The sequence below is a fragment of the Bradyrhizobium sp. B124 genome, assembly GCF_038967635.1.
Classification (GTDB): Bacteria; Pseudomonadota; Alphaproteobacteria; order Rhizobiales; family Xanthobacteraceae; genus Bradyrhizobium.
The window spans coordinates 1,128,440-1,154,972 of the sequence record NZ_CP152413.1 but is presented as its reverse complement, the minus strand read 5'-3'; the positions used below and the strand labels follow the sequence as shown (position 1 = coordinate 1,154,972).

Annotated in this window: 18 protein-coding genes; 12 read left to right on the top strand and 6 right to left on the bottom strand. The window is 65.7% G+C overall.

The window, feature by feature from the left end; all coding sequences use genetic code 11:
* The first annotated feature begins 185 nt into the window (after positions 1-185).
* The 7 genes from AAFG13_RS05260 (at position 186) to AAFG13_RS05230 (ending at position 13,378) form a co-directional block, all read left to right on the top strand.
* Positions 186-5,393 carry an alpha-2-macroglobulin gene (locus tag AAFG13_RS05260; protein WP_342711338.1) on the top strand — a complete coding sequence of 1,736 codons (5,208 nt, stop codon included), beginning with the start codon at positions 186-188 and terminating at the stop codon, positions 5,391-5,393.
* Between the two features lie 11 nt (positions 5,394-5,404).
* Positions 5,405-7,540, top strand: a complete 2,136-nt coding sequence (pbpC, locus tag AAFG13_RS05255; RefSeq protein WP_342711337.1) for a penicillin-binding protein 1C — start codon at positions 5,405-5,407, stop codon at positions 7,538-7,540.
* 61 nt (positions 7,541-7,601) lie between these two features.
* On the top strand, positions 7,602-9,347 hold the full coding sequence (locus tag AAFG13_RS05250) for a glycosyltransferase family 39 protein (protein WP_342711336.1): 1,746 nt from the start codon (positions 7,602-7,604) through the stop codon (positions 9,345-9,347).
* A complete protein-coding gene (locus AAFG13_RS05245) occupies positions 9,348-10,193 on the top strand; it encodes a phosphatase PAP2 family protein (RefSeq protein ID WP_342711335.1) in 846 nt (281 codons plus the stop codon).
* A gap of 39 nt (positions 10,194-10,232) precedes the next feature.
* The gene (locus AAFG13_RS05240; RefSeq protein ID WP_212315446.1) at positions 10,233-11,036 is read left to right on the top strand and encodes a glycosyltransferase family 2 protein; all 804 of its coding nucleotides are present in this window, start codon (positions 10,233-10,235) and stop codon (positions 11,034-11,036) included.
* A complete protein-coding gene (locus AAFG13_RS05235) occupies positions 11,036-11,374 on the top strand; it encodes a lipid-A-disaccharide synthase N-terminal domain-containing protein (RefSeq protein WP_212314562.1) in 339 nt (112 codons plus the stop codon). Before AAFG13_RS05240 ends, AAFG13_RS05235 begins: the two co-directional genes overlap by 1 nt.
* A gap of 261 nt (positions 11,375-11,635) precedes the next feature.
* On the top strand, positions 11,636-13,378 hold the full coding sequence (locus AAFG13_RS05230) for a M23 family metallopeptidase (RefSeq protein WP_342711334.1): 1,743 nt from the start codon (positions 11,636-11,638) through the stop codon (positions 13,376-13,378).
* A gap of 19 nt (positions 13,379-13,397) precedes the next feature.
* On the opposite strand, the gene AAFG13_RS05225 is transcribed toward AAFG13_RS05230, so the two are convergent.
* Positions 13,398-15,080, bottom strand: a complete 1,683-nt coding sequence (locus tag AAFG13_RS05225) for a Na/Pi cotransporter family protein (protein ID WP_212314558.1) — start codon at positions 15,078-15,080, stop codon at positions 13,398-13,400.
* Positions 15,081-15,396: 316 nt separating this feature from the next.
* Here AAFG13_RS05225 and AAFG13_RS05220 point away from each other — a divergent pair, with 316 nt between their 5' ends.
* On the top strand, positions 15,397-15,642 hold the full coding sequence (locus AAFG13_RS05220; protein WP_021079298.1) for a PilZ domain-containing protein: 246 nt from the start codon (positions 15,397-15,399) through the stop codon (positions 15,640-15,642).
* A 139-nt stretch (positions 15,643-15,781) separates the two neighbouring features.
* Entirely contained in the window at positions 15,782-16,606 is an 825-nt protein-coding gene (locus AAFG13_RS05215; protein ID WP_342711333.1) for a tetratricopeptide repeat protein, read from the top strand.
* A 27-nt stretch (positions 16,607-16,633) separates the two neighbouring features.
* Here the strand turns inward: AAFG13_RS05215 and AAFG13_RS05210 are convergent, their stop codons facing one another.
* The 5 genes from AAFG13_RS05210 to metC form a co-directional block, all read right to left on the bottom strand.
* Positions 16,634-17,902 (bottom strand): AAA family ATPase, encoded by a 1,269-nt coding sequence (locus AAFG13_RS05210; RefSeq protein WP_342711332.1) that lies wholly within the window; start codon positions 17,900-17,902, stop codon positions 16,634-16,636.
* A complete protein-coding gene (locus AAFG13_RS05205) occupies positions 17,899-18,639 on the bottom strand; it encodes a CpaD family pilus assembly protein (protein WP_212314552.1) in 741 nt (246 codons plus the stop codon). Before AAFG13_RS05205 ends, AAFG13_RS05210 begins: the two co-directional genes overlap by 4 nt.
* A 27-nt stretch (positions 18,640-18,666) precedes the next feature.
* Entirely contained in the window at positions 18,667-20,055 is a 1,389-nt protein-coding gene (locus AAFG13_RS05200) for a type II and III secretion system protein family protein (RefSeq protein WP_342713552.1), read from the bottom strand.
* 91 nt (positions 20,056-20,146) lie between these two features.
* Positions 20,147-20,950: a Flp pilus assembly protein CpaB gene (gene cpaB, locus AAFG13_RS05195; RefSeq protein ID WP_212314547.1), complete on the bottom strand. Its 804-nt coding sequence runs from the start codon at positions 20,948-20,950 to the stop codon at positions 20,147-20,149.
* A gap of 282 nt (positions 20,951-21,232) precedes the next feature.
* Positions 21,233-22,429 (bottom strand): cystathionine beta-lyase, encoded by a 1,197-nt coding sequence (gene metC / locus AAFG13_RS05190; protein WP_342711331.1) that lies wholly within the window; start codon positions 22,427-22,429, stop codon positions 21,233-21,235.
* A 329-nt stretch (positions 22,430-22,758) separates the two neighbouring features.
* On the opposite strand from metC, the gene AAFG13_RS05185 reads away from it, so the two are divergent.
* Genes AAFG13_RS05185 through AAFG13_RS05175 form a run of 3 tightly spaced genes read left to right on the top strand, consistent with a single transcriptional unit; the run spans position 22,759 to position 26,522 of the window.
* Positions 22,759-23,775: an amino acid ABC transporter substrate-binding protein gene (locus AAFG13_RS05185; RefSeq protein WP_173642910.1), complete on the top strand. Its 1,017-nt coding sequence runs from the start codon at positions 22,759-22,761 to the stop codon at positions 23,773-23,775.
* A 24-nt stretch (positions 23,776-23,799) separates the two neighbouring features.
* The gene (locus tag AAFG13_RS05180; RefSeq protein WP_342711330.1) at positions 23,800-25,005 is read left to right on the top strand and encodes an ABC transporter permease subunit; all 1,206 of its coding nucleotides are present in this window, start codon (positions 23,800-23,802) and stop codon (positions 25,003-25,005) included.
* Positions 25,002-26,522, top strand: coding sequence for an amino acid ABC transporter permease (locus AAFG13_RS05175; protein ID WP_342711329.1), 1,521 nt, complete (start codon positions 25,002-25,004; stop codon positions 26,520-26,522). The genes AAFG13_RS05180 and AAFG13_RS05175 overlap by 4 nt, the downstream gene beginning before the upstream one ends.
* Positions 26,523-26,533: the final 11 nt, after the last annotated feature.

Below are 26,533 nucleotides of genomic sequence, written 5' to 3'. Positions count from 1 at the left end.
TGTGTTGGTCAGACCAGCCTGCCGAGCCGGCATGACGCTGCCGCCGGGGGCCGGTCGAAGGAATGTCGGCAATGCGATCTGCGACGTTTTCGTCCGTTCATGTCGGCGCCTTCACTCCGTCACCTTTTCGCGCATTTTTTAGCCCCAACGCGGCGTTCGACCGCGGGGCGTTCAGGAGCTCCATCATGATCGGATTGGTTCGTGCGGCCGCACTTTGCGCCACGCTGGCGCTCGGCCTGGTGAGCGCCCAGGCTGCGGACAAGGCCTTCAAGCGCGACGATCTCGCGGATTCCGCGATCAAATTGGAGGCCCAGATCAAGAGCGAGGCGGGCGCGGTCAACAAGTCGGCCGCGACCTTGCGCACCGACGCGGACGCAGCCTTCAAGCGCAATGATTTCCGCGGCGGGCTCACGATCCTCGGCCAGATCGCGGCAACCGCGCCCGAGGACGGCGCCAACTGGCTACGGCTTGCCAAAACCGTCTTCCAGATCCGCTCGGCCAGCTCCAGCGAACAGACCTTTCTGATGGAGCGCGCCTCCACCGCCGCCTACATCGCCTATCAGCGTGCCGGCAATGCGGGCGAGGAGGCGGATTCGCTGGCCGTGCTGGGCAAGGCGTTCGCCGAGCGCAAGCTGTGGCGTCCGGCGCTCGACGCGCTTCGGTTGTCGCTCGACCTGCGCGAGGTGGCCGATGTGCGCGGCCAGTATGAGAAGATGCGCGACGAGCACGGCTTCCGGCTGCTCGATTATACCGTTGATTCCGACGCCGCCTCGCCGCGGGCCTGCTTCCAGTTCTCCGAGGAGCTCGCCAAGCGCGTCGACTTCGCGCCGTATCTCGCACTGGCCGGCACCGACAAGCCGGCCTTGTCGGCGGAAGGCCAGCAGCTCTGCGTCGACGGTCTGAAGCACGGCGAGCGCTACAACATCAATCTGCGCGCCGGCCTGCCGTCGACTGTCAAGGAGACCCTGCCGAAATCGGCCGAGTTCAACATCTATGTCCGCGACCGCAAGCCGTTCGTGCGGTTCACCGGGCGCGCCTATGTGCTGCCGCGGACCGGGCAGCACGGTATCCCGGTTGTCAGCGTCAACACGCCGGCGGTCACGGTCAACGTGTTCCGGATCGGCGACCGCAACTTGATCAACACCGTGATCGATTCTGACTTCCAGAGCACGCTGAGCCGCTATCAGCTCTCCGATCTCGGCGACCAGCGCGGCGTCAAGGTATGGTCCGGCGAGCTTGCCACCGCCACCACGCTGAACCAGGACGTCGTCACCGCATTTCCGGTCGACCAGGCGCTCGGCGACCTGCAGCCGGGTGTCTACGTCATGACCGCTGCGGCCAAGGGGCCGGGCAGTGACGACGACGGCACGCTGGCGACGCAATGGTTCATCGTTTCCGACATGGGCCTGTCGGCGTTCTCCGGCAACGACGGTATCCACGTCTTCGTCAATTCGCTGGCCTCCACCGAACCGGTCGCCAATGCCGAGGTAAAGCTGGTCGCCCGCAACAACGAGATCCTGGCCACCCGCAAGACCGATGCAGCGGGCCATGTGCTGTTCGAGCAGGGGCTGGCGCGCGGCGAGGGCGGATTGTCGCCGGCGCTGCTGACGGTGACGGGCGAGAAGGCCGACTACGCCTTCCTCAGCCTGAAGACCAACGCCTTCGACCTCACCGACCGCGGCGTCGCAGGGCGGGCGATCCCGGCCGGTGCGGACGCCTTCGTCTACGCCGAGCGCGGCGTATATCGCTCCAACGAGACCGTCTATTTGACCGCGCTGCTGCGCGACGGACAGGGCAACGCCCTGACCGGGACGCCGCTGACCATGGTGATCGAGCGGCCCGACGGCGTCGAATTCCGCCGCACCGTGCTGCCCGACCAGGGCGCCGGCGGCCGCATGCTGGCGGTGGCGCTGAACTCCGCGGTGCCTACGGGGACCTGGCGGGCGCGTGTCTTTACCGATCCCAAGGGCTCGTCGGTCGGCGAGACCACCTTCATGGTCGAGGACTACATCCCCGAGCGGATCGAATTCGACCTGACCAGCAAGGAGAAGGTGATCAAAGCTGAAGTTCCAGTGGAACTTCAGGTTTCCGGCCACTTTCTCTATGGCGCGCCGGCCTCGGGCTTGCAGCTCGAAGGCGACATGCTGGTCGCACCTAGCGCAGCCGGCCGGCCCGGCTATGCCGGCTACCAGTTCGGCGTCGACGACGAGCAGACCGCGAGCAACGAGCGGACCCCGATCGAGGACCTGCCGGAGGCCGATGCCAACGGCGCGGCGAGCTTCCCGGTCAAGCTCGACAAGGTCCCGGCCTCGACCCGGCCGCAGGAGGCCCAGATCTTCATCCGTATGGCGGAGACCGGCGGCCGTTCGGTCGAGCGCAAGATCGTGCTGCCGGTAGCGCCTGCGGCCTCGCTGATCGGCGTCAAGCCGCTGTTCGGCGACAAGAGCGTGGCCGAGGGTGACAAGGCCGAGTTCGACGTCGTGTTCGTCGCGCCCGACGGCAAGCAGCTGTCGCGCAACGGGCTGCGCTACGAGCTGTTGAAGCTGGAGTCGCGTTACCAATGGTACCGGCAGAATTCGTCCTGGCAGTATGAACCGGTCAAATCGACCCGCCGCGTCGCCGACGGCGACGTCAACCTCGCGGCCGACAAGCCGATGCGCCTGACCTTCCAGCCGCAGCCCGGCCGCTACCGGCTTGATGTGAAATCGACCGATGCAGACGGTCCGGTGACCTCGGTGCAGTTCGATGTCGGTTGGTATTCCGACGGCAGCGCCGACACGCCCGATCTGCTCGAAACCTCGATCGACAAGCCGGAATACCAGTCCGGCGACACCATGACCGTGTCGGTCAACGCGCGCACATCAGGCAAGCTCACGGTCTACGTGCTGGGCGACCGCCTGTTGACGACCCGAAGCGTCGACGTCAAGGAGGGCACCCAGCAGGTCAAGCTTCCGGTCGGCAAGGACTGGGGCACCGGTGCCTACGTGATGACGACGCTGCGCCGCCCGCTCGATGCCGCCGCCGGGCGCATGCCGGGCCGCGCGATCGGGCTGAAATGGTTCGGCATCGACAAGAAGACGCGCACGCTGGCCGTCGCGCTGTCGCCGCCCGCATTGGTGCGGCCGGGCACGACGCTGAAGATCCCGGTCAAGCTCGGCGGGCTCAATCCCGGCGAAGACGCCAAGGTGGTGCTGGCTGCGGTCGATGTCGGCATTCTCAACCTGACCAATTACAAGCCGCCGGCGCCGGATGACTATTATCTCGGCCAGCGCCGCCTGACTGCCGAGATCCGCGACCTCTATGGCCAGCTGATCGACGGCATGCAGGGCACCCAGGGCCAGATCCGCAGCGGCGGTGACGCAGCCGGCGCCGAGCTGCAAGGCTCGCCGCCGACGCAGAAGCCGCTCGCGCTCTATTCCGGTATCGTCACGGTCGGCCCCGACGGCACTGCCGAGGTGAGCTTCGACATCCCCGAATTCGCCGGCACGGCGCGGGTGATGGCGGTGGCGTGGAGTGCCACCAAGCTCGGCCGTGCCAATGTTGATGTGATCGTGCGCGATCCCGTGGTGGTGACGGCGACATTGCCGCGTTTCCTGCTGACCGGTGACAAGGGCACCATCAGCATGGATATCGACAATGTCGAAGGTGCCGCCGGCGATTATGCCGTCAGCGTCAAGGCGAGCGGCCCGATCAAGGCTTCGGGCAATCCGACCACGACGGTGAAGCTCGCCGCGAAGCAGCGCACCTCGCTGTCGCTCGGCCTCAAGGCCGGCGGCGCGGGTCGTGCCGATTTCGACGTCGACATTTCCGGGCCGAACGGGATGACGTTGGCGCGGCACTATGCGCTCGACGTCAAGCCGGCGACCCAGGTGCTGGCGCGCCGCTCGATCCGCACGCTGGCGAAGGGAGAGAGCCTGACGCTGACCTCCGACATGTTCTCCGATCTGGTGTCGGGCACCGGCAGCGTCTCGGTCTCGGCGAGCCTGTCGACCGCGCTCGATGCGGCGAGCATTCTGAAGGCGCTCGACCGCTACCCTTATGGTTGCTCCGAGCAGATCACCAGCCGCGCGTTGCCGCTGCTCTATGTCAACGATCTCGCCGCCGGCGCCCATCTTGCGATGGACACCGCGGTCGACCAGCGCATCCGCGATGCGATCGAGCGACTGCTGGCGCGACAAGGATCAAATGGCTCGTTCGGCCTGTGGTCGGCAGGCGGCGACGACGCCTGGCTCGACGCCTACGTCACCGACTTCCTGACCCGGGCCCGTGAAAAGGGCTTTGCGGTGCCGGACGTGCTGTTCAAGAACGCACTCGACCGCGTCAGGAATTCGGTGGTCAATGCCAACGAGCCGGAGAAGGACGGCGGCCGCGATCTGGCCTACGGGCTCTACGTGCTCGCGCGCAACGGCGCCGCGCCGATCGGCGACCTGCGCTATCTCGCCGACACCAAGCTGAACAATCTGGCGACGCCGATCTCCAAGGCGCAGCTTGCCGCGGCGCTAGCACTGGTCGGCGACAAGGCGCGGGCGGAGCGGGTCTATGGTGCCGCGCTCGATGCGCTGAACCCCAAACCGGTGATCGAGTTCGGCCGGGTCGATTACGGCTCGGCGCTGCGCGATGCGGCGGCGCTGGTTTCGCTCGCAGGCGAGGGCAATGCGCCCCGCACGACGCTGACCCAGGCCGTGCTGCGGGTCGAAGCGGCACGCGGGCTGTCGCCCTATACCTCGACGCAGGAGAATGCGTGGATGGTGCTGGCGGCACGCGCGCTCGCCAGGGAGACGATGGCGCTCGACATCAACGGCCAGCCGGTCAAGACCGCGGTCTATCGCAGCTACAAGGCCGAGGAGATGACGGGCCAGCCGCTCAAGATCACCAATACCGGCGACGCACCGGTGCAAGCGGTGATCTCGGTGTCGGGCTCGCCGGTCACGCCCGAGCCGGCGGCCTCGAACGGCTTCAAGATCGAGCGCAGCTATTTCACACTCGATGGCAAGCCGGCCGACGTCAGCAAGGCGAAACAGAATGACCGCTTCGCGGTTGTCCTGAAGGTGACGGAGGCGAAGCCGGAGTTCGGTCACATCATGGTGGCCGACTATCTGCCGGCCGGGCTCGAGATCGACAACCCGAACCTGGTGTCGTCGGGCGATTCCGGCACGCTCGAGTGGATCGAGGACGGTGTCGAGCCGAAGAACACCGAGTTCCGCGATGACCGTTTCACCGCGGCGATCGACCGGGGCGCCAACGACAAGTCGGTGTTCACGGTTGCCTATGTCGTGCGCGCGGTGTCACCCGGCAAATACGTGCTGCCGCAGGCCTATGTCGAGGACATGTACAACCCCTCGCGCTACGGCCGCAGCGGCACCGGTGCGGTTGAGGTCAAGCCGGCGAAATGAGTGATCACGGAATGAGCAAGGACGCGCGCTCAAAGCTCGCCTCGTCATTCCCGGGCAAGCCCGGGCATGACGGCGGCAACAGAAGAGCGCTTCGCGTCGTTGCCGCAATGGTCGTCGTGGTCGTCGCGATCACCGGCGTCTTTGCCGCTTGGGCCGCGTCGCTCGGTCCGCTGCCGCTTGCGCAGGCGCGGCAGGTCTCGACCACGGTCATCGACCGAAACGGAAAATTGTTGCGCGCCTATGCGATGGCGGACGGGCGCTGGCGGCTGCCGGTCGACACGAAGAGTTCGGTCGATCCCGGCTATCTGAAGCTGTTGTTCGCCTATGAGGACAAGCGGTTCTACGCGCATCACGGCATCGATCCGCTGGCGCTGTCGCGCGCCGGATTCCAGCTGCTCACAAGCGGCCATATCGTCTCGGGCGGCTCGACGATCACGATGCAGCTGGCGCGGCTGATCGAGCCGCGGCACCAGCGCTCGGTCTACGCAAAACTGCGGCAGATGGTGCGCGCGGTTGAACTGGAGCGGCAGCTCTCCAAGGACCAGATTCTCGATCTCTATCTCGCGCTGGCGCCGTTTGGCGGCAATCTCGAGGGCGTGCGCGCCGCCTCGATCGCCTATTTCGGCAAGGAGCCGAAGCGGCTCTCGCTCGCCGAGGCCGCTTTGCTGGTGGCGCTGCCGCAATCGCCGGAGCGGCGGCGGCTCGATCGTTTCCCCGAAGCCGCCCACGCCGCGCGCGACCGCGTGCTCGACCGCATGGTCGAGGACGGCGTGGTGTCGAAGGACGACGCCGCGCAGGCCCGGGCTACGCCAGTACCGAAGCTGCGCAAGCAGATCCCGATCCTGGCGCCGCATTCATCCGATCAGGCGATCGCGACGATGAAGGATGCGCCCGTCATCAAGCTGACGTTGGACGCCACGCTGCAACGGAACCTGGAGGCGCTTGCGCGCGATCGCGCCATCGCGCAGGGACCCGACGTCTCGGTTGCGATCGTCGTGGTCGACAACGAGACGGGCGACGTGCTCGCGCGTGTCGGCTCCGCGGATTATTTCGACGAGCGGCGGGCCGGGCAGGTCGACATGACGCGCGCGGTGCGCTCGCCGGGCTCGACGCTGAAGCCGTTCATCTATGGCCTCGCCTTCGAGGATGGCTTTGTTCATCCCGACAGCCTGATCGAGGATCGGCCGATCCGGTTCGGCACCTATGCGCCGGAAAATTTCGACATGACGTTCCAGGGCACGGTGCCGATCCGCAAGGCGCTGCAATTGTCGCTGAACGTGCCGGCGATCGCGCTGCTCGACCGGGTTGGTGCGAGCCGGCTGTCGTCGCGGCTGAAGCAGGCCGGCACCAACCTCGTGCTGCCGAAGGACGAGGCGCCGGGCCTTGCGATGGGGCTCGGCGGCGTCGGCATCACGCTGCAGGATCTCGCCCAGCTCTATTCGGGCTTGGCGCGGCTCGGTGCGACCAAGCCGCTGCGCGAGATCGTGCAGGCGAATGACGGCCGCGACACGATGCGGCTGATGGATCAGGCGGCGGCCTGGCAAGTCGGCAATGTCCTGCTCGGCACGCCGCCGCCGGAGAACGGCGTGCACAACCGGATCGCGTTCAAGACCGGCACCAGCTATGGCTATCGCGATGCCTGGTCGGTCGGCTTCGACGGCCGCATCACCATCGGTGTCTGGGTCGGCCGTCCGGATGGCGCGCCGGTGCCGGGCCTGGTTGGGCGCACGGCGGCGGCGCCGATCCTGTTCGACGCCTTTGCGCGCACCGGCAAAATCCCGGCGGCGTTGCCGAAGCCGCCGCGCGGCGTGCTGGTCGCCTCCAACGCAAAACTGCCGCCGCCGCTGCGCCGGTTCCGGCCGCTCGGCGAACTGGTGCGCAGCGGCAACGACCAGGCGCCGCACATCCAGTTTCCGCTGAACGGCTCACGCATCGACGTCGATCAATCCGAGGGCGGTCATGCGGCGATGCCGGTCAAGGTCGCCGGCGGGGTGCTGCCGCTGACCGTGCTGGTGAATGGTGTCTCAGCCGGGGACATCGACAGCCGGCGCCAGCGCCTGATCGACCCGCCGGGGCCGGGCTTCGCGCGGCTCACCGTGATCGACGCCACGGGGGCAGCGGATACCGTTGTGATCCGCGTGCAATGATCGCGCGGGAAAGCGGAACAGCACGGTTGTTTGCGCTGCGGTTTCATCGTATGCGAAACCCATGGTGGATAGCCTCCAACCCCGGCGCTTCGGAGCAGGGCAACAGTCTGTAAAACCTGCGCATTCGAGCCGCAGGCTGTTCATGGCGTTCGAGTTCGCGACGGCCAGCCAATGGCGTTCGATCCTGTTCCTGACGCTGACCTGCCTGGTGCTGCTCCTGCCGGGCTTCTTCACCATCCCGCCGATCGACCGTGACGAGGTTCGCTTTGCCCAGGCGACCAAGCAGATGGTCGAGAGCGGCGATTTCGTCGATATCCGCTTCCAGGACGACGTCCGCTACAAGAAGCCGGTCGGCATCTACTGGATGCAGGCGGCGGCGCTGAAGACGATCTCCGCGCTCGGGGTGCCGCGTGCCCAGGTCCGGATCTGGGTCTACCGCCTGCCGTCTCTGATCGGCGCCATCGGCGCCGTTTTGCTGACCTATTGGACGGCGCTTGCCTTCGTGACGCGACAAGGGGCGGTGTTGGCTGCCTTGATGATGGCAAGCTGCGTGCTGCTTGGCGTTGAAGCACGGCTCGCCAAGACCGACGCCATGCTGCTGCTGACGGTCACCGCGGCGATGGGCGCGATGGCGCGGGTGTATCTGTCCTGGCAACGCGGCGAGGACCCGGCGCATCCATCATGGGCGCCGCCTGCGATCTTCTGGACGGCGCTGGCGGTCGGCATCCTGCTGAAGGGTCCGCTGATCCTGATGTTCGTTGGGCTTGCGATGGCCGGGCTTGCTATCCTCGATCGATCGGCGGCCTGGTTCTGGCGCATGCGCCCGGTCTGGGGCCTGATGTGGACCCTGGTGCTGGTGCTGCCGTGGTTCGTGCTGATCTTCCTGCGCGCCGGCGAGACCTTCTTTGCCGACTCCGTCGGCGGCGACATGTTGAGCAAGCTCGGCGCACAGGAGTCGCACGGCGCGCCGCCCGGGCTCTATCTGCTGCTGTTCTGGATCACGTTCTGGCCTGGCGCGCCGCTCGCCGGCCTGGCGGCGCCGGCGGTCTGGCGCGCGCGGCGCGAGCCGGGTGCGCAGTTCCTGCTGGCCTGGTTGATCCCGTCCTGGATCGTGTTCGAGGCGGTGCTGACCAAGCTGCCGCATTACGTGCTGCCGCTCTATCCGGCGATCGCAATCCTGACCGTCGGCGCGCTGGAGCGGCGTGTGCTGTCGCGCTCCCCTTGGCTGTTGCGCGGCGCTGCCTGGTGGTTCGCTATCCCCGCGTTCGGCGCTGTGCTGGTGATCGTCGGCGCCATCAAGGCGATGCATCAGCCGGTGTTTCCGGCCTGGCCGTTGTTCGCGGTGGCGATGGTGTTCGGCCTGATCGCCTGGTGGATGTTCGAGGAACGCCGCGCCGAGCGCTCGCTGCTCAATGCGGTGATCGCCGCGGCGCTGATGGCGGGCGCCACCTATGGCGTGGTGCTGCCGCGGCTCACCACCGTGTTTCCGAGCCAGGAGGTCGCACGCGCGCTGCGCAACGTGACCTGCGTCGGCCCGAGGGCGGCTGCTGCCGGCTTCCACGAGCCGAGCCTCGTGTTCATGACCGATACGTCGACGCTGCTCACCGACGGATCGGGCGCCGCGGATTTCCTTGGGCAGGGCTCCTGCCGCTTCGCGCTGGTCGAACAGCGCTCCGAGCGCGCCTTCGTGCAGCGCGCCGAGGCGATCGGCCTGCGCTACAACGCGCCGGTGCGGATCGACGGCTACAACATCTCGCAGGGCAAGGCCGTTTCGATCGCGATCTTCCGTTCCGAAGGGACGGAGTGAATGCCGGCGCCGCCAGCCACCGCGGAATCCGTCAACTATTTCGGACGATTGCTGACGCTGGTCTGGCTATCCTTTGCCCAGCTCGTGCGCGCGCCGTCGCATTCGCGCCGGGCCGAGGCGGCGCGACGCTCCGCGCGCCATGGACTCCTGCTCGTCGTCGTCACTGGTGCCGTGATCATCACTCTGATGTATGCGGTCGATGTCGCCGAGATCAGCCTGATGCCGCCACGCGGCACGCCGGGTCTCTGGTGGGTGAAGACGCTCACCGATTTCGGCAAGGACGAGTATGTGCTGTGCGCGCTTGGCTTGCTGCTGACTGCGGTCGCCTTGGCGGCGCCTGCGCTGCGCGGTGTGCCGCGCGCGACTTTGCTCGGGCTAGGAACGAGGCTGCAATACCTGTTCCTGTCGGTCGTGTTGTCGGTGGCGGTCGGTGAACTGATCAAGTGGATCGTCGGCCGCGGGCGGCCGTTTGTCGGCGGCAAGGCCAACGCGTTCAACTTCCAGCATTTCGCCGGCACCGAGGCCTATTCGAGCTTTCCGTCGGGACATTCGATCACGGCATTTGCGCTGGCCTTCGCCGTGTCGGCTGTGTGGCCACGTGCACGGGGCGTGATGCTGGTCTATGCGCTGATCATCATCGCGACCCGGCTTGTGCTGCTGGCCCATCATCCGAGCGACGTGGTGGCCGGCGCGCTGGTTGGCGTGATCGGCGCAATGGCCGCGCGCTACTGGTTCGCCGCCCGCCGCCTTGGTTTCGCCATTGATCGCGATGGCACCGTGTTGGCGCTGTCAGGACCGTCGGAAGAGCGCCTTAAAAGGGTTGCGAGGAACGCCTTCGCCCCATAAAAGCGGTCGCCCGATGGCCGGATCGGGCGGTTCCATCCGCTGCCAACACCAACCACGAGTGCCGATTTGCCTGCTTCCGACCAGACGCCGGTCGCCGTTTCCATCGTCGTGCCTGTGCGCAACGAGGCGGACAATATCGCGCCGCTGATCGCCGAGATCGCGGCGGCGCTCGACGGACGCTGGGCCTATGAGATCGTCTACGTCAATGACGGCTCGACCGACGCCACCGGCGAACGGCTGAGCGCGATCATGGCGCAGCGGTCCAATCTCCGGCAGCTCCGCCACACCGTTTCGTCGGGCCAGTCGGCCGCCGTGCGCAGCGGCGTCCGCGCCGCGCGCGGGGCGATCGTGGCAACGCTTGACGGGGACGGCCAGAACGATCCGGCCTTCCTGCCCAACCTGATCGCGGCGATCGAGAGCGGCAATGGCCGGGTTGGCCTCGCTGCGGGCCAGCGGGTCGGACGCAAGGACACCGGCTTCAAGAAGCTGCAATCGCGGATCGCCAACGCCGTGCGCGGCATCATCCTGCGCGACGGCACCCGCGACACCGGGTGCGGCCTGAAGGCGTTTCCGCGCGAGGTGTTTCTGGCGATGCCCTATTTCGACGGGCTGCATCGTTTCCTTCCGGCGCTGGTCCGCCGCGAGGGGCTGGCGATCGCCTACGTCGATGTCGTCGACCGCCCGCGCCATTCCGGCGTGTCGAATTATGGCTTCTTCGACCGGCTCTGGATCGGGATCATGGATCTCGGTGGCGTGTGGTGGCTGATCCGCCGCAAGAAGCCGACGCCGGTCGTCACTGAAGTGACAGGCACTGAAGTGCCTGATGTGACCGAGGTGAAGTGATGCTGATTCAGTTCGGCCAGGCGCTCAGCGCCTATTTCTACGAAGTGTTCATCGCCAAGTTCGACTTCTGGCTGGCGTTCGGCCTGATCGCGCAATTGTTCTTCACCGCGCGCTTCCTGGTGCAGTGGATTTCCAGCGAGCGCGCCGGCCAGAGCGTGGTGCCGATGGCGTTCTGGTTCTTCTCGATGGGCGGTGGTTTGATGACGCTGATCTACGGGTTCGCCAAACGCGAGCCTGTCATCATCATCGGGCAGGGCCTCGCGACGCTGATCTACATCCGTAACATCATGTTGATCGTGAAGAACCGCGCCAAGGCGTCGAAGACGCTCGACAGCTGATCGTCGTGGTCGTCAGTGCGACGAGCGGTATGCGGGGCCTCCTCGACAAACTCGATGAAGTCCAGCACCGGGCTCCGCTCGACATTGTGATCGAAACAAAACGACGGTCAAACAATCGCCCCAAGGCGTATGGCATCTACGCTTCGTCGTGGGCGTGGCTGCATCCCGAGACCATGCGCCAAGGGATGAGGGGCGTTGATGACCGGCCGTGGCGAACCGACCAGAGCGCGTGGTTATCCATCGAGCGTCCGTGATGTCCCGATGCTTGACGAGCCGCCGCTGACCGGCGAGCGCGGCCTGCCGGACAGGCGTGCAGTCAGTATCCGCTGGATGGCCGGGACGATTCTGATCGGGACCGCGGCCGTCGCGCTCCTTGGTGGCGCGCTGCGCGGTGCATTCGGCTATCGCACGCGATTCGCAGCATCGCCGGTCGTTTCACTTCCGCGCTTCACCGGGCAAGTGGTTGACGAGGCGCGGCGCGGCGATCGTCTGGATCGGCGACCAAGCTCGCAAGGCAGTCCGTCGGCGCTCAAGATCGAGCAGCTGAGCGATGCCGGCTCGGTCCGTCGATTTACCCGCGTGTCAGCGCGGCTCGCGGAGATCGATCCCGAACCACAACAGGACCATCGTCGCGAAGCACCGGCAGACGGCAAGGACGAGCAGCGAGCGAGCCCGCAGCTGCTGTCGGAGTTACCAGCCATCATGCGGGCGGGTCCATCACGCCGCGGGCTGCCGGGCCGCACCAGTTCCTATGCCGATAGTGAAGATGTGCCACAGCTGCATTCTCCGATCGGGGAGGCTGTCAACGTAACCAATCTTCCGAAGTCGCCTTCCTCGTCGCGTCACCATCGACATGTCGTTATCGCAAGGAGCGGTGACACGCTGTCCGCCATTCTGCGGGCGTTGGCCGCGGCTGCGGAGGACGCACCGTCGATCCTTGCCGCCTTCCCGTCGCCTGGCGGTCGAGAGACGCTGTCTGGTGGCGAAAAGATCACGATCATCGAACAAGGCGGAGACCCCGGGTCGCCGCGCGGCCATGTCGCGAAAGTGTCGATCGAACGGCCAGACTCAGGAGTGTCCGCTGTCGGTCGCACCGATAGCGGCCAGTACCTGGCGATCGTGCCGGAACAGCCGGATGTCGTCGTGTCGAACGGGAAATTGTTGCGTCAGTCGATCGACACCCGCTCCGTCCCCGGCGAGACGCTACGTGACGGACTTAACGAGCTTGCACGCTCCAATCACGTCGACGAGGGGATCGTTGCAGAACTGATGCGGCTTTGCGGCCGCGATTTCGATCTCGACGAGCCTCTCGGCGACGCCGACGTCGCCGACATCATCTATGCTCCCAACGAAATTGGTCAGCCCGAGCTGGTCTTCATCGACTTGACGGCCGGCGGGCAGGCGCGCCGCTACTATCGCTTCACGGCCCCGGATGACGGCAGCTCCGACTTTTACGATGAGGATGGTCAGTCCATCACCAAATTCCTGTTGCGCAAGCCGGTGGTCAGCGGGCGCCTTGGCGACGGCTTTGGCTGGCGCATCCATCCGATCCTCGGCGACCGCCGCTTCCATGAGGGCGTCGATTTTGCAGCACCCTATGGTTCGCCGATTGCGGCCGCGGGCGCCGGCGTCGTCGAGACCGAAGGCTACGAGCACGGCTACGGGAAATATATCCGCGTGCGGCACGATCGCGGCTATGAGACCACCTACGCCCACGTTGCGAGCTTCCCGCCCGGGCTGAAGATCGGAGACCGCGTTCGTCAGGGCGAGACGATTGCCTATGTCGGATCGACAGGGCTCTCGACCGGACCGCATCTCTATTACGAGGTGCGGATCAACGGCCATAACGTCGATCCGCTGCGGATGAAATTGTCGGGCGGCCGGCTGCTGCAAGGCGATCTGCTAGGGGCCTTCGATCGCCAGCGGGACAACATCGACCAGCTCGCGGCGGCCTCCGCGTCTCCGCAGCGGCCGCCGGGCTCCGAACACCAGCCGCCTACGTAGCCTTTGAAGGCACGTCGGATCAAGGGCGCCCGGGCGCCGGCAGTTCGGCCGCCTCGACCGCATTCTCGCGATCGGCGGCAGTCTCGCCGGTGGCGTCGAGCACGGGATAGGCGACCGAGCAGATGTGCGAATGGATGCGGCGAAGGTCGCGCAGCACGTCGAGATGCAGCGAGGTGGTCTCGATGGTCTCGGGCCGGCCTTCGCGCAGGCGCTCGAGATGGCGCTCGACCGCGGCGAGCTCGGCCGCGCGCAGCGCCGCCTTCTCGGTGAGCAGCTTGCGCGCCTCGGCGGCGTCGCCCGACATGAAGACGCCGAACGCGAGCCGCAGCGAGTCGATCGTGCGCTTGTGGAACGCCGACAATTCCTCGGCGCCTTCGGCCGAGAATTGCAGGCGATGCTTGATCTTCTTGGTCGCGAGCTCGCTCAGATTCTTGTCGATGATGTCGCCGATATGCTCGAGATTGATTGCGAACGCGACGATCTCCATGGCGCGCTGACCCTCGCGCTCGTCCAGGCTGCCCCGAGTGAGCTTCGTGACGTAAAGCTTGATCGCCTCGTTCAGCCGGTCGACGGTGTTGTCCATCTTCGACACCTGGTCGACCATTGCGCGATCGTTGGTCAGCATCGCCGTCATCACTTTGCGCAACATGGCCTCGGTGTGGTCGCCCATATGCAGCACCTCGCGCGCGGCATCGGCCAGCGCGAGCGAGGGCGTCTCCAGCGCGCTCTCGTCGAGATAGCGCGGCCGTGACGGATCGGTCTCCTGCGCCCGCTTGGGCAACAGCCGCTCGAGCAGACGCGCCGAGTGGTCGAGCACGCCGATGAACAGCAGCGCGGTCGCAACGTTGAAAGCAATGTGGAACAGCGCGGTCGCCTTGGCGAGATCCGGCTGCCAGGCGTAGATATGCTCGGTGATCGGACGCAGGAACGGCGCCACCAGAAGGATACCGATGACGCGGTTGACGAGGTTGCCGACCGGCAGCCGGTAGCTCGCCGGATTGTCGCGCCGCGCCCCCTCCATCAACGGATTGATGGCGCTGCCGAGGTTGGCGCCGAGCACGAGCGCGAACGCGGCATAGGGCGAGATGAACTGTGAATAGGCCAGCGACATCACCAGCAGCACGCTGGCGACGCTGGAATGGACCAGCCAGGTCACGACCGCGCCGATCAGGATGCAGAGCACGGGATCGCCGGTGATCGCGTTCAGGAACACGCGCACGCCCGGGGCATTCTCGGCCGGCGCCATCGTATCGAGCAGGATATGCAGCGCGAGCAGCATCAAGCCGAGACCGATCGAGACGCGGCCGAGATCCTTGATCCGGGAGCGCGGCCCGCTGCGGAATGCGACCAGGCCGACGATGAACAGCACCGGCGCCACGGCGGCGACGTTGAACGACAGCACCTGCACGATTAGCGTGGTGCCGATATTGGCGCCGAGCATGATCGCAAGCGCCGGCACCAGGCTGACGATCTCCTCGGCGGCGAAGGAACTGGTGATCAGGGCGGTCGCGGTCGAGCTCTGGAGCAGGGCAGTCAGGCCAAGGCCGGCGCCAAGGGCGGTGAAGCGGTTGTTCAGCGCCCGGGCCAGCAACAGCCGCAAATCGGGCCCGAAAGCCCGCAGAATCCCGCTGTGGACCATATGCAGGCCCCACAGCAAGAGCGCGACGCCCCCCATCAGATCAAGCAGAACAAGACTTCCCATACTTCCTGGATATCCCGGCAAATTCGAGTCGAAGGGGTCACGCTATAGTCAAATGACCTGGGATCAACCCCTTTTTGTTCCCGTTGGACCCGGCTTGTCGGAAAGGCCTGTAACGACCGCGGCCGCCAATTGAGGCACTGAGGTCACTGGAGCCGGCCTCATGGTTCAACGGTGAGGCCCGGTAAACGAATCTCGAACATGACCGCTCAATTGCGATTGGTTCCGCTAGGCAGTTTCCAATCTTTCCCCGTTATGACCGTGGGAACGAGTAGCTGTCCAGCCGAGAAGCTATCCAGAAAAGGGCTTGGGGATCAGGATGTTTGTCAATCGCCGCAAGAGCGAACGCCGTGAGTGCCGGAGCGTCGCCAAAATTCAGTTGGGCACAGGGTCGCTGCCGCGCGACTGCATGATCACCGATATCTCGGCCGGCGGCGTCAAGGTGATCGCTGAATATCTGGAGATTCCGCCGGAATTCACCATCATCCTGTCGAGCGGCAGTCCGCGTCAGTGCCGCCTGGCCTGGCGGATCGGGCACGAATTCGGCGCCCAATTTGTCGACTGATCCAGCCGGCAGGCTGGCGGTTCGCGCCGCGTCCGGCACCGCTTCTGGGCCGGATGACGGCGAGATGATGGCATCCTTAACCGGACCTTAGGGTTAAGCTGTGAGCATCCCGGAACCTTCGCTGTTCCGAGTCTCCTTGATGTCTGACAAACTATCCCGACCTTCAGGCCGTCTGCACCGTCTCGCCGGCTCGGTATCGGCTGCGATCCTGCTGATCGGGCTGTCCGCCTGTCAGACCTCCGGTCCGTCCGACATCACTGGGTCATTGGGCGATACGGCGGAGTCCACGCCGGCCCCAGCCGACCCGCGGCGCGACATCGCGACCTATCACGAGCGCGTCCGCGCCAACCCCAAGGACACTGACTCCGCGCTGAAATACGCCCGGGCGCTGCGCGCCACCGGCCAGCGGGCGCAGGCGGTCGCGGTCATGGAGCAGGCGGTGCTGGCGCAGCCCAGCAACAAGGCGCTGCTCGCAGGCTACGGACGGGCGCTCGCCGACAACGGCAATTTCCAGCAGGCATTCGACGTACTCGGGCGCGCCCACACCCCGGAGGACCCGGACTGGCGCATCCTGTCGGCGCAGGGCGCCGTGCTCGATCAGCTCGAGCGCCACGACGAGGCCCGCCAATATTACGCGAGCGCCCTGAAGATCGTGCCCGACGATCCATCGGTGCTCTCTAACCTCGGCCTGTCCTATCTGCTGTCGAAAGACCTGCCGAAGGCCGAGGAAACGCTGCGCCGGGCCCGGGATCGCGCACCCGACGACATGCGGGTGCGCACCAATCTCGCCGTCGTGGTCGGCCTGCAGGGCCGCCAGGCCGAGGCAGAGACCATCATGAAGGCCGATCTGCCGCCCGATCAGGGATCGGCCAATGTCGCCGCGCTGAAGCGGCTGTTGACGCGCAGGGATGCGAGCCGCAGCGATACGGACAAGATCCCGGTCGCGGCCAGCCGCCGCGACTAGAGCGCTCTCACGCGAACGCCTGGAAGACTAGCCGGCGGCGCGGCGTCCATAGCTTCGACGCGACTGCAGCTTCCTGAGGATCGGCGACAGGAACGACTCGCGCGTCTCGGCGAGATCGGGGCGGCCGGTCAGGCGTTGCGCGATCTGCAGGAAGGTCTTGGTGGTGCGGTGACGCGCGGAGACTTCCGCGATCATCTGACCGTTGTTGGCGGCCTCACCGAACAACCTGCAATCGAACGGGATGGTCGCGATCGGCTGGCTCTCGATCGTCTTGGCGAAGTCCTTGACCTCGATCTCGGGGCGCTTCGACATGCCGACCTGGTTCAGGCAGTAGAGCGGCGGGCGGTCGTTCGGACGCGCGGTCCGCAACAGGTTCATCATGTTCTTGGTGTTGCGCATGTTGGCGAGGTCGGGCTCGGCGACGATCAGGATATCGTCGGCGCCTACCAGCACGCGTTTGGTCCAGGCGGTCCATTGATGGGGAACGTCGAGCACGATGCAGGACGTGGTCATGCGCATCGTATCGAAGATGGCATCGAATGCTTCGGCGCCGAAATCGTAGACCTGGTCGAGCGTGGCCGGTGCCGCCAGCAGGCTCAGGTGATCGCCGCATTTTGCCAGCAGGCGCTCCATGAAGGCACTGTCCGGGCGCTCGGGCGCGAACACGGCGTTGGCGATACCCTGTGTCGGATCCTGGTTGTAGTCGAGGCCGGCGGTGCCGAAGGCGAGGTCGAGATCGACCACGACCGAATCCAGCCCGAGGTCGCGCGCGATGGTCCAGGCGACATTGTGAGCGATGGTCGAGGCGCCGACGCCGCCTTTGGCGCCCGCGACCGCGATCAGGCGGCCCACAGAGACTGCTTCCGAGGACGAGAACAGGCCGCAGATCGAGCGCACGACGTCGAGCACCTTAACCGGCCCGATGACGTAGTCGTTGACGCCGCGCCGGACCAATTCGCGATACGGTGCAGTCTCGCCGGGCATGCCGAGCACGACGACGCGGGTGCCGGGATCGCAGACCGTGGCGAGTTCGTCGAGACCGGCGAGCAAATCGATGTCCGGCTCGGTCTCCAGCATGATGACGTTGGGCGTCGGCGCCTTGTGATAGGCGTCGATGGCGGCGGCGATGCCGCCCATATGGACGGAGAGGTGGGCCTTGGCGAGCCGGCGGTCTTCGGCGGCGGCGCGCGCCGTCGTGGCGGTCGCGACGCTGGCGCAGAAGGCCTGCACGGAAATCCGTGGCGCCGGCGCGATGTGGTCGTTGACGTGCTGCGGCTCGTCTTGTTGTTCGGTCATTTCCCGGCGTCGCTCAGCTTGGCTCTATCGGCTTCAGGGTAGGTGGTCGCGGTGGACTCACCCTTGCTGTATTTCTGGAACGCGACCGACCGGCGCGGCGTGTAGGATGCGGTTTCGGTCCGCGGCTGCACGAGGTCGGACGGATTGGCGACCATCGCAGCCAAATTGTGCTGCGTGGCGCAGCCGAAATTGTCCCACTGCTTGTTCTCGTTGTAGCTGGGATTGTAGATCGAGGGACCCAGGTCGCTCGGCCACAAGCCGCAGGGGCCGGCGACCGCGGCCATCTTCGAATAGCTGAGGCGAATTGTCGGCAGCGCGCGCGGATCGTCGACGCGATAGGAACGCCTGACGATGGCGTGGGCGGGCACGCCCATCGACGCCAGCACGCCGCGGATCTCCTGATACACCGCCTGCGCAGAGCGCGCATTCGAGGTGTCGGCCGGCACGTCGATCGCGATCGCGCCGGTGCCGTCGCGGCGCCAGGTGCGGGCCATCCCCATGACGTCGTCGCGTTGCGTTTCGGTGAGATTGCCGCGGGCGCGGCCCACGAACACGACGATCGACTGCTCGCCCTCGGTGACGGCGATCGGATGCCGTTGCCGATAGTCGTCGGGCACTGTGCCGGTCGCAATATTGTCGCCGGTCAGATTGCAGCCGCCGAGCGCGATCGCGGTGGCGACGAGGGCGCCGGACAGCGACAGCGTCCTCGCATGGCCGGCTCGTGTGTTGCGTGTCATCATGGCATCCCCCAACCCTTCAGCGCCTCAGTCGATGATGAAGCCGAAATTGACCGGCGTGGCGCCGATCGGCTCGGCACGGGCGGCAACGCCGTAGATGCGATTGACGCGCGCCAGCAGCGCCGACTGCGCGTCGGAGGCCGGGGCGAACCCGTCATCGGGACGGGACAATTCCTTCTGCGCAACCGCGCGCACCACGTAGGGCGTCACGATGACCATGAGCTCGGTCTCGTTGTTGACGAAGTCCTGGCTCCTGAACAGTTGTCCGAGGACCGGGATCTGATCGACACCGGGCATTCCGTTGATGGCCTGCTTGGTCTGCTCCTGGATCAATCCGGCCATCGCGATCGAGCCGCCGGAGGGCACTTCCAGCGTGGTGTCGGCGCGGCGGGTCTTGATCGAGGGAATGGTCGTGCCGCCCTGGCCGCCGGTCAACGCGTTGTCCATCGAGACTTCGGAAACCTCGGTCATCACCTTCAGGCTGATGCGCCCCTCGGACAGCACCACCGGGGTGAAGTTGAGCGAGATGCCGAACTTCTTGAAGCTGACGGTCTGGACGCAATTCCCGATCGTGCCCGTCGACGAGGTCTGACAGGTGACGCCGGTCGGAATCGGAAACTCGCCGCCTGACACGAAGGTCGCGGACTCGCCGGAGATCGCCGTGAGGTTGGGCTCGGCCAGCGTCTTCACCACGCCCGCGCTTTCCATCGCGCGCAGCGTCGCGGTGACGGTCGGCACGCCGAGCTTGTTCAGGGCCGCGCCGGTCAGCACGTTGTTGGCGAGCGGTCCGTTGTTGGCGGTGAAGGCGTTGGCGTTGTTGAAGACGACCGCAGCGGTACCGTAGTTCATGTTGGCACTGAGATCGACGCCGAGCTGCTTGACGACGTCGCGGCGCACTTCGGCGACGGTGACCTTCAGCATCACCTGGTCGCGGCCGCGCACCACGATGGAGTTGACGACCTTGTCGGCGCCGCCGACCAGCTTGGCTGCGATGTCGCCGGCCTGCTGCGCCTCGACCGGGCTTGCCACGGTACCGGTCAGCACCACGCTCTCACCGACGCCCTCGATCTGGACGCCCGGCAGCATCTGCTTCAGCGCGGCACGCATGCCGTTGAGGTCGCGCTTGATCGCGATATCGTAGGACGCGACCTGGTTGCCGTCGGCGTCGAAGAACACCACGTTGGTCTGGCCGACCGCGGCGCCGATGATATAGGCGCGCTGCGCCGAGCGGATCACGGCGTTGGCGATCTTGGGATCGGCGACCAGGACGTCCTTGGCTTCGCGGGGCAGGTCGACCACCACCGACTTGCCGACGCCGAGCGAGACGAAGCGCGTCTTGGCGGCGATGCTGCTCGTCACCGCGACGTCCGCGTTCTTGTCGGGATCGGTCGCGCTGGCGAGGGCAGGGATCAGCATCAGGGCGGTGACCGCCGAGACTGACAGCGAGCGGACCAGCGTGGTCCGCCTCGCCAGTTGTTTTGCTGCAATTGTCATATCGAAGCCCCCATCACTTCTGTGTCGTCTGAGAGCTCGGGATGCCGAAACGCACCACCCGAATGCTCTCGCCCCGCTTCGGGGCCTGATCTCTGGTCTCGTCGGTCTTCTCGTTGACGTCGGCGATGCTGCGCAGCGCCAGCGCCAGCGTGCCGCTCTGCCGTGCCCGCGCGAGCGTCTCGGCCTGTTCGGGCTTGAGCTCGAGCGTCACGGTCTTGCCGATCAGGGAGTTGTTGCCGTCCTTCTCTTTCGGCGCCTGGTCGATCGCCAGCACGCGGACGTTGGACAGCAGGATTTCGGTGGTGATGATGTCGCGGCTGCCCTGTTGCTGGTCGGGATTCTTGTCGCGTCGCGACAGGATCACGTCGACGCGGTCGTTCGGCAGGATGAAGCCGCCGGCGCCGGTCTCGGGCGAGATTTCCGTGGAGATCGCGCGCATGCCGGAGGGCAGGATCGCGGCCATGAAGCCGCTGCCATTGGCTTTGACCAGTTTCTGCTCGCGGATCGGCTCGCCGACGATAAAGGGAGCGCGTGCGATCGAGCCGATGACGTCGTTCATGGCGTCGGCATTGGTGTCGTGACGGATGAACGCGCTGCTCGCGGTTTCGGCCGGCCAGCGCTGCCATTGCACGTCTTCGGGCTTGACCGACTGACCGAGCCCGATGTCGGCCTTCGCCACCAGCACCTCGACGGTCGGCAGCTGTACCACTGGCGGCGCGACCGGCGCCGGTTTGCGATCGCCAACGCTCGCGAGATACATGGCCGCGAGGCCTGCGACGCCGGCGATGCCGAGGACCACGATGCGTGCCGTCTTCATGCGATTGTCTGAATGCCCTTAACGCAGGGCAGTCACGTCCTTGCGGCACTGACAGCCCTTCCCGGGAGCATCAGTACGGCCGCAAAAGTATAAGGGAACTTGATGGAAGGTCCGGACAATTAAGGGATTGGTGGGGATGGTGAACGGCGAGTTATCGGCGCCGTCGCATCTCCGCAGAATCCCGGAGATCGTGCGCGCGCAACGCGTGCGACGTTAGTCGCAACGCGGCGACTTGGCCGGTCGGTCGTGGTTAATGTCGTCTAACGCAGCCGGCGTGGAAAGTCAGAGCGCGGCCTTCAACGCGACAAAACCGCGGTCGAGATCGGTCTTGAGGTCGTCGAGATTCTCGAGCCCGATATGCAACCGCAGCGTCGGCCCACCCGGCGACCATTTGGTCGCGCTGCGATAGTCGCTGCAGTCGAACGGGATGGCGAGGCTTTCGAAGCCGCCCCAGGAAAAGCCCATGCCGAACAGCGTGAGTGCGTTGAGCATCGCATCGACCGCGGTCTGCGGCACAGGCTTCAAGACGATGCTGAACAGGCCGGAGGCGCCGGTGAAGTCGCGCTTCCAGATCGCATGCCCCGGATCGGTCTCGAGGCCAGGGTGCAGCACACGAGCGACCTCGGGCCGCGTGCCAAGCCAGCGCGCGATCTCGAGCCCGGAGCGGTGGTGCTGCGCCAGCCGCACCGACAGCGTCCGGACCCCGCGCAGCGCGAGATAGACGTCGTCGGGGCCGGCGCAGACGCCGAGCAGGCGGATCGCCTCCTGCACCAGCGGCCAGGCCTTCGCATTGGCCGAGATGGTGCCGAACATGATGTCGGAGTGGCCGCCGATATACTTCGTGCCGGCTTGCATGCTGATGTCGACGCCCTGTTCGAGCGAGCGGTGATAGAGCGCCGTCGCCCAGGTGTTGTCGTCGATCATGAGCGCGCCGCGGGCATGCGCCGCGGCCGAGATCGCGCGGACGTCGGGCATCTCGAAGGATTGCGAACCGGGGGCTTCAATCAGCACCGCACGGGTATTCGGCTTGAACAGCGTCTCGATGCCGGCACCGATCAGCGGATCGAAATAGCTGGTCTCGATGCCGTAGCGCTTCAGCATGTTGTCGCAGAAATTGCGGGTCGGCCGATAGGCGTTGTCGCACACCAGCAGGTGATCGCCGGCCTTCAGCACGGCGAGCAGCGTGGTGCTGATCGCGGCCAGTCCCGACGGGGCGATGCCGACGCCGGCGCATTGCGGGCCTTCCAGCGCCATCAGCACGTCCTGCAGCGCCCGCGTGGTCGGGCTGCCGTGGCGGCCATAGGTAAATTCGGCGCGATGGGCGTGGAGGTCCTCGGCGGTCGGATAGAGCACGGTCGAGCCGTGAAACACCGGCGGATTGACGAAGCCCTTCTGGGCCTTGGTGTCGCGGCCGGCCGTGACCAGGCGGGTCGCGGCGTCGTGCGGGCGGGAGGGCGTGGAGCCGTCGGAGGAGGTCATGGTTTGCTGCCGTTGGATTTTAGACTTTTTGCCGCAGCCGTACCGCGTCGGGAAGACAGGGCTACGCCGGGAGGTGTTACTAACAAGAGGTAGAAGACGTGCGTCAACCCCTTGACCCGGCTCGTCAGTCGCTATGTGATGCGCCGCAACTACCAGTCGCCGCACGTTGAGGGGCCTGCCGCGACCTACGATCCGTTGCCTGGCCGGTTTGCACGTCAAACTGACTGTCAGATCAGCATCTTTTGCTGCAAGGGATCATTGGGATGGCCCGTGAACGCGAGGCGATCACAAAGCAAAACGTCCAACGGACGACCCTGAAAGGCCTACCCATGAAACGCGTATCCCTGGCTGTCCTCCTTGCTGCTGCCGCTGCCTTGTCGGTCCAGTCCGCCTCGGCGCAAACCCTCAAGACGGTCAAGGACCGGGGCCAGCTGTCCTGCGGCGTCAGCCAGGGCCTGCCTGGCTTTTCATCACCGGACGACAAGGGGAACTGGACCGGGATCGACGTCGACGTGTGCCGGGCCATTGCCGCCGTGGTGCTCGACGACCCGACCAAGGTCAAGTTCGTGCCGCTGTCGGCCAAGGATCGCTTCACCGCGCTGCAATCCGGCGAGATCGACGTGCTGTCGCGCAACACCACCTGGACGGTGTCGCGCGATACCTCGCTCGGCGCCAACTTCACCGGCGTGACCTATTATGACGGGCAGGGCTTCATGGTGAAGAAGTCGCTCAAGGTCAATTCGGCGCTGGAATTGAACAGCGCGTCGGTCTGCGTTCAGACCGGCACCACGACGGAGCAGAACCTCGCCGACTTCTTCAAGGGCAACAACATGAAGTACGAGGTGATCGCATTCGGCAGCATCGACGAAGCCGTCAAAGCCTATGAATCCGGTCGCTGCGACGTCTTCACTGACGACGCCTCCGGGCTCTATGCCAGCCGTCTGAAGCTCGCGAACCCCGCCGATCACATCGTGCTTCCCGAAATCATCTCCAAGGAGCCGCTGGGGCCGATGGTTCGCCACGGCGACGACCAGTGGTTCGACATCGTGAAGTGGACGCTGTTTGCGATGATCAATGCCGAGGAGCTCGGCATCACCCAGAAGAATGTCGACACGATGCTCAAATCGGACAAGCCGGAGATGAAGCGGGTGCTCGGCACCGACGGCAATCTGGGTGAGCAGCTCGGCCTGACCAAGGACTGGGTGGTGCGCATCGTCAAGGCAGTCGGCAATTACGGCGAGACCTTCGAGCGCAATGTCGGCGCCGGCTCGCCGCTCGGCATCGCCCGTGGCGTCAACAATCTCTGGAACAAGGGCGGGATCCAGTACGCGCCGCCGATCCGCTGATCGGTCCGGCCAACGGCTGCCGCGATGAGCATCGCGCCCCGCAAACCACCGCTGCAATTTGCCCTCAGGCTGAAGCGTGCGCTTGGCGGCAAGACCGGCTGGAACGGATTGGCCGCCCAGATTGCCTTCGCTGCGATCCTGGCCTGGATCGCCTATGAGATCGTGGCGAATGCGCGGACGAACCTGGAGACCCAGCACATTGCGTCGGGCTTCGGCTTCCTCAACTACAATGCGGGCTTTGACGTCAATCAGAGCCTGATCGCCTACAACAACTCCGACACCTATTGGCGGGTGTTCTTCGTCGGCTTGTTGAACACGATCCTGGTCTCGGTGATCGGCATTGTCTTCGCCACCGTGATCGGCTTCGTCGTAGCGCTGTGCCGGTTGTCGCCGAACTGGCTGCTGTCGCGGATCGGCGGCATCTATGTCGAGATCGTCAGGAACTTGCCGGTCTTGTTCCAGATCCTGTTCTGGTACCTCGCTGTGCTCGCGGCGCTGCCTGCGCCGCGGCAGAGCATCTCGATCTTCAGTACATTCTTTCTCAACAATCGCGGCTTGATCGTGCCGCAGCCGGTCAGCGAGCCGGGGCTCTATCCGTTCCTCGCCGCGCTCGCGGTCGGCATCGTCGTGGCGCTGGGCTTGCGGCACCATGCGCGGCGTGCCCTGTTCCAGCGCGGGCAGATGATCCGGATCTGGCCCTATGTGCTTGGTTGCCTGGTCGGACTGCCGCTGGTCTCGATGCTGATCTTCGGTTGGCCGTTGAAGTTCGAGCTGCCGCAGCTGAAAGGCTTCAACTTCGCCGGCGGCGCGCGGGTCATCCCCGAATTCGTTGCGCTGACGGTCGCGTTGTCGACCTACACGGCGGCCTTCATTGCCGAGATCGTCCGCGCCGGCGTCATGTCGGTCCACAAGGGACAGATGGAGGCGGGCTCCTCGCTCGGCCTCAGCCGCGCCGCGACGCTGCGGCTGATCGTGGTGCCGCAGGCGATGCGGGTCATCGTGCCGCCGCTGACCAGCCAGTACCTCAATCTCACCAAGAATTCGTCGCTGGCGGTGGCGATCGGCTATCCGGACCTTGTCTCGGTGTTCGCCGGCACCGCAGTGAGCCAGACCGGGCAGGCGATCGAGATCATCGCCATGACGATGGGCGTCTACCTGCTGCTCTCGCTCGCGACGAGCGCGCTGATGAGCATCTATGGCTGGCGCATCAACCGGAGCATGGCGGCATGACGGATCTGTCCGCCCCGTCCTTTGTCCGGCAGGATCTGGTCGCAGAGCGTGCGGCACCGGCCAGGACCACCGGCTTCATCGGCTTCGTACGAACGCGGCTGCTGAATTCGCCGGGCAACATCCTGCTCACGATCCTCGGGCTATTGCTGGCCTGGTACATCGTTGTCCCGACGATCAAGTTCCTGCTGGTCGACGCGGTCTGGGCCGGCAAGGATCGCACCGCTTGCCTCGCCGAAAAGGCGGGGCACGAGGTCGGCGCCTGCTGGCCCTATATTGAGGCCAAGCTGACGCAGCTGATCTATGGCTTCTATCCGGAAGCCCAGCGTTGGCGGGTCAATCTGACCTATGGGCTCGGCGCCGCGTTGTTGCTGCCGCTGCTGATGCCGCGCCTGCCGGCCAAGGGCATCAACTCCGGCCTGTTTTTCTTCGCGTTTCCGGTGGTGGCGTTCTTCCTGCTGCATGGCGGCGGCATCGCGGGCTTCGGCGTGAGCTGGACCGCCGGCGTGTTGCAGCTGTTCGAGCAGAGCGTTGGCGGCGCCGGCGATCTGCTGGTCAATCTCAGCAAGAGTTCGGCGATCGCCCCGCTGCCATGGGTACTGGGCAAGGTGCTCGTCCTGGTCGGCTTTCTGATCCATTGGCTGATCTTTCCGCTGACTTGGCTGCGCGACCAGTTGCAGCTCTCGTCGCTGCCGGTCTGGGGCGATTTCCTGGTCACCGCCGTGATCGTCTCCGCCATGCTGTTTGTGCTCGGAGGCGGCATGCGGACCGGGCGCAGAGCGCTGATCGGCAGCCTGCTGACCTTTGCCGGCATAGCCGTTGGCATCAAGCTGATGGGGCTCGATCGCGGCGGCTTTCCCATCGTCGACACGCGACTGTGGGGCGGGCTCCTGGTGACGCTGGTGATCGCGATCACCGGCATCGTTGCCTCGATGCCGATCGGGATTGCGCTTGCGCTCGGCCGCCGCTCGAGCATCCCGCTGATCCGGATCTTCTCGATCGCCTTCATCGAATTCTGGCGCGGCGTGCCGTTGATCACGGTGCTGTTCTTCGCGACCTACATGCTGCCGCTGTTCGTGCCGGGCAATTTCGCCGTCGACGGCCTGTTGCGTGCCCTGATCGGCGTGGCGATCTTTACCGGCGCCTATATGGCCGAGGTGATCAGGGGCGGGTTGGCTGCGGTGGCGCGCGGGCAGGCGGAGGCCGCATCGGCGCTCGGCCTGTCCTGGTGGAAGACGACGTCGCTGATCGTGCTGCCGCAGGCGCTGCGCTACGTCATTCCCGGCATCGTCAACAGCTTCATCTCGCTGTTCAAGGATACCTCGCTGGTGTCGATCGTGGCGCTGTTCGATCTATTGGGTTCCCTGCGGGCATCGTTCTCCGACCCGAACTGGTCGACGCCGACGACGGCCTTTACCGGCTTCGCCTTTGCGGGAATGATCTATTTCGTGTTCTGCTTTGGAATGTCGCGCTACTCGCTGTTCGTCGAAAACAGGCTCAACGCTCACCGCCGCCATTGAACAAGGTCACC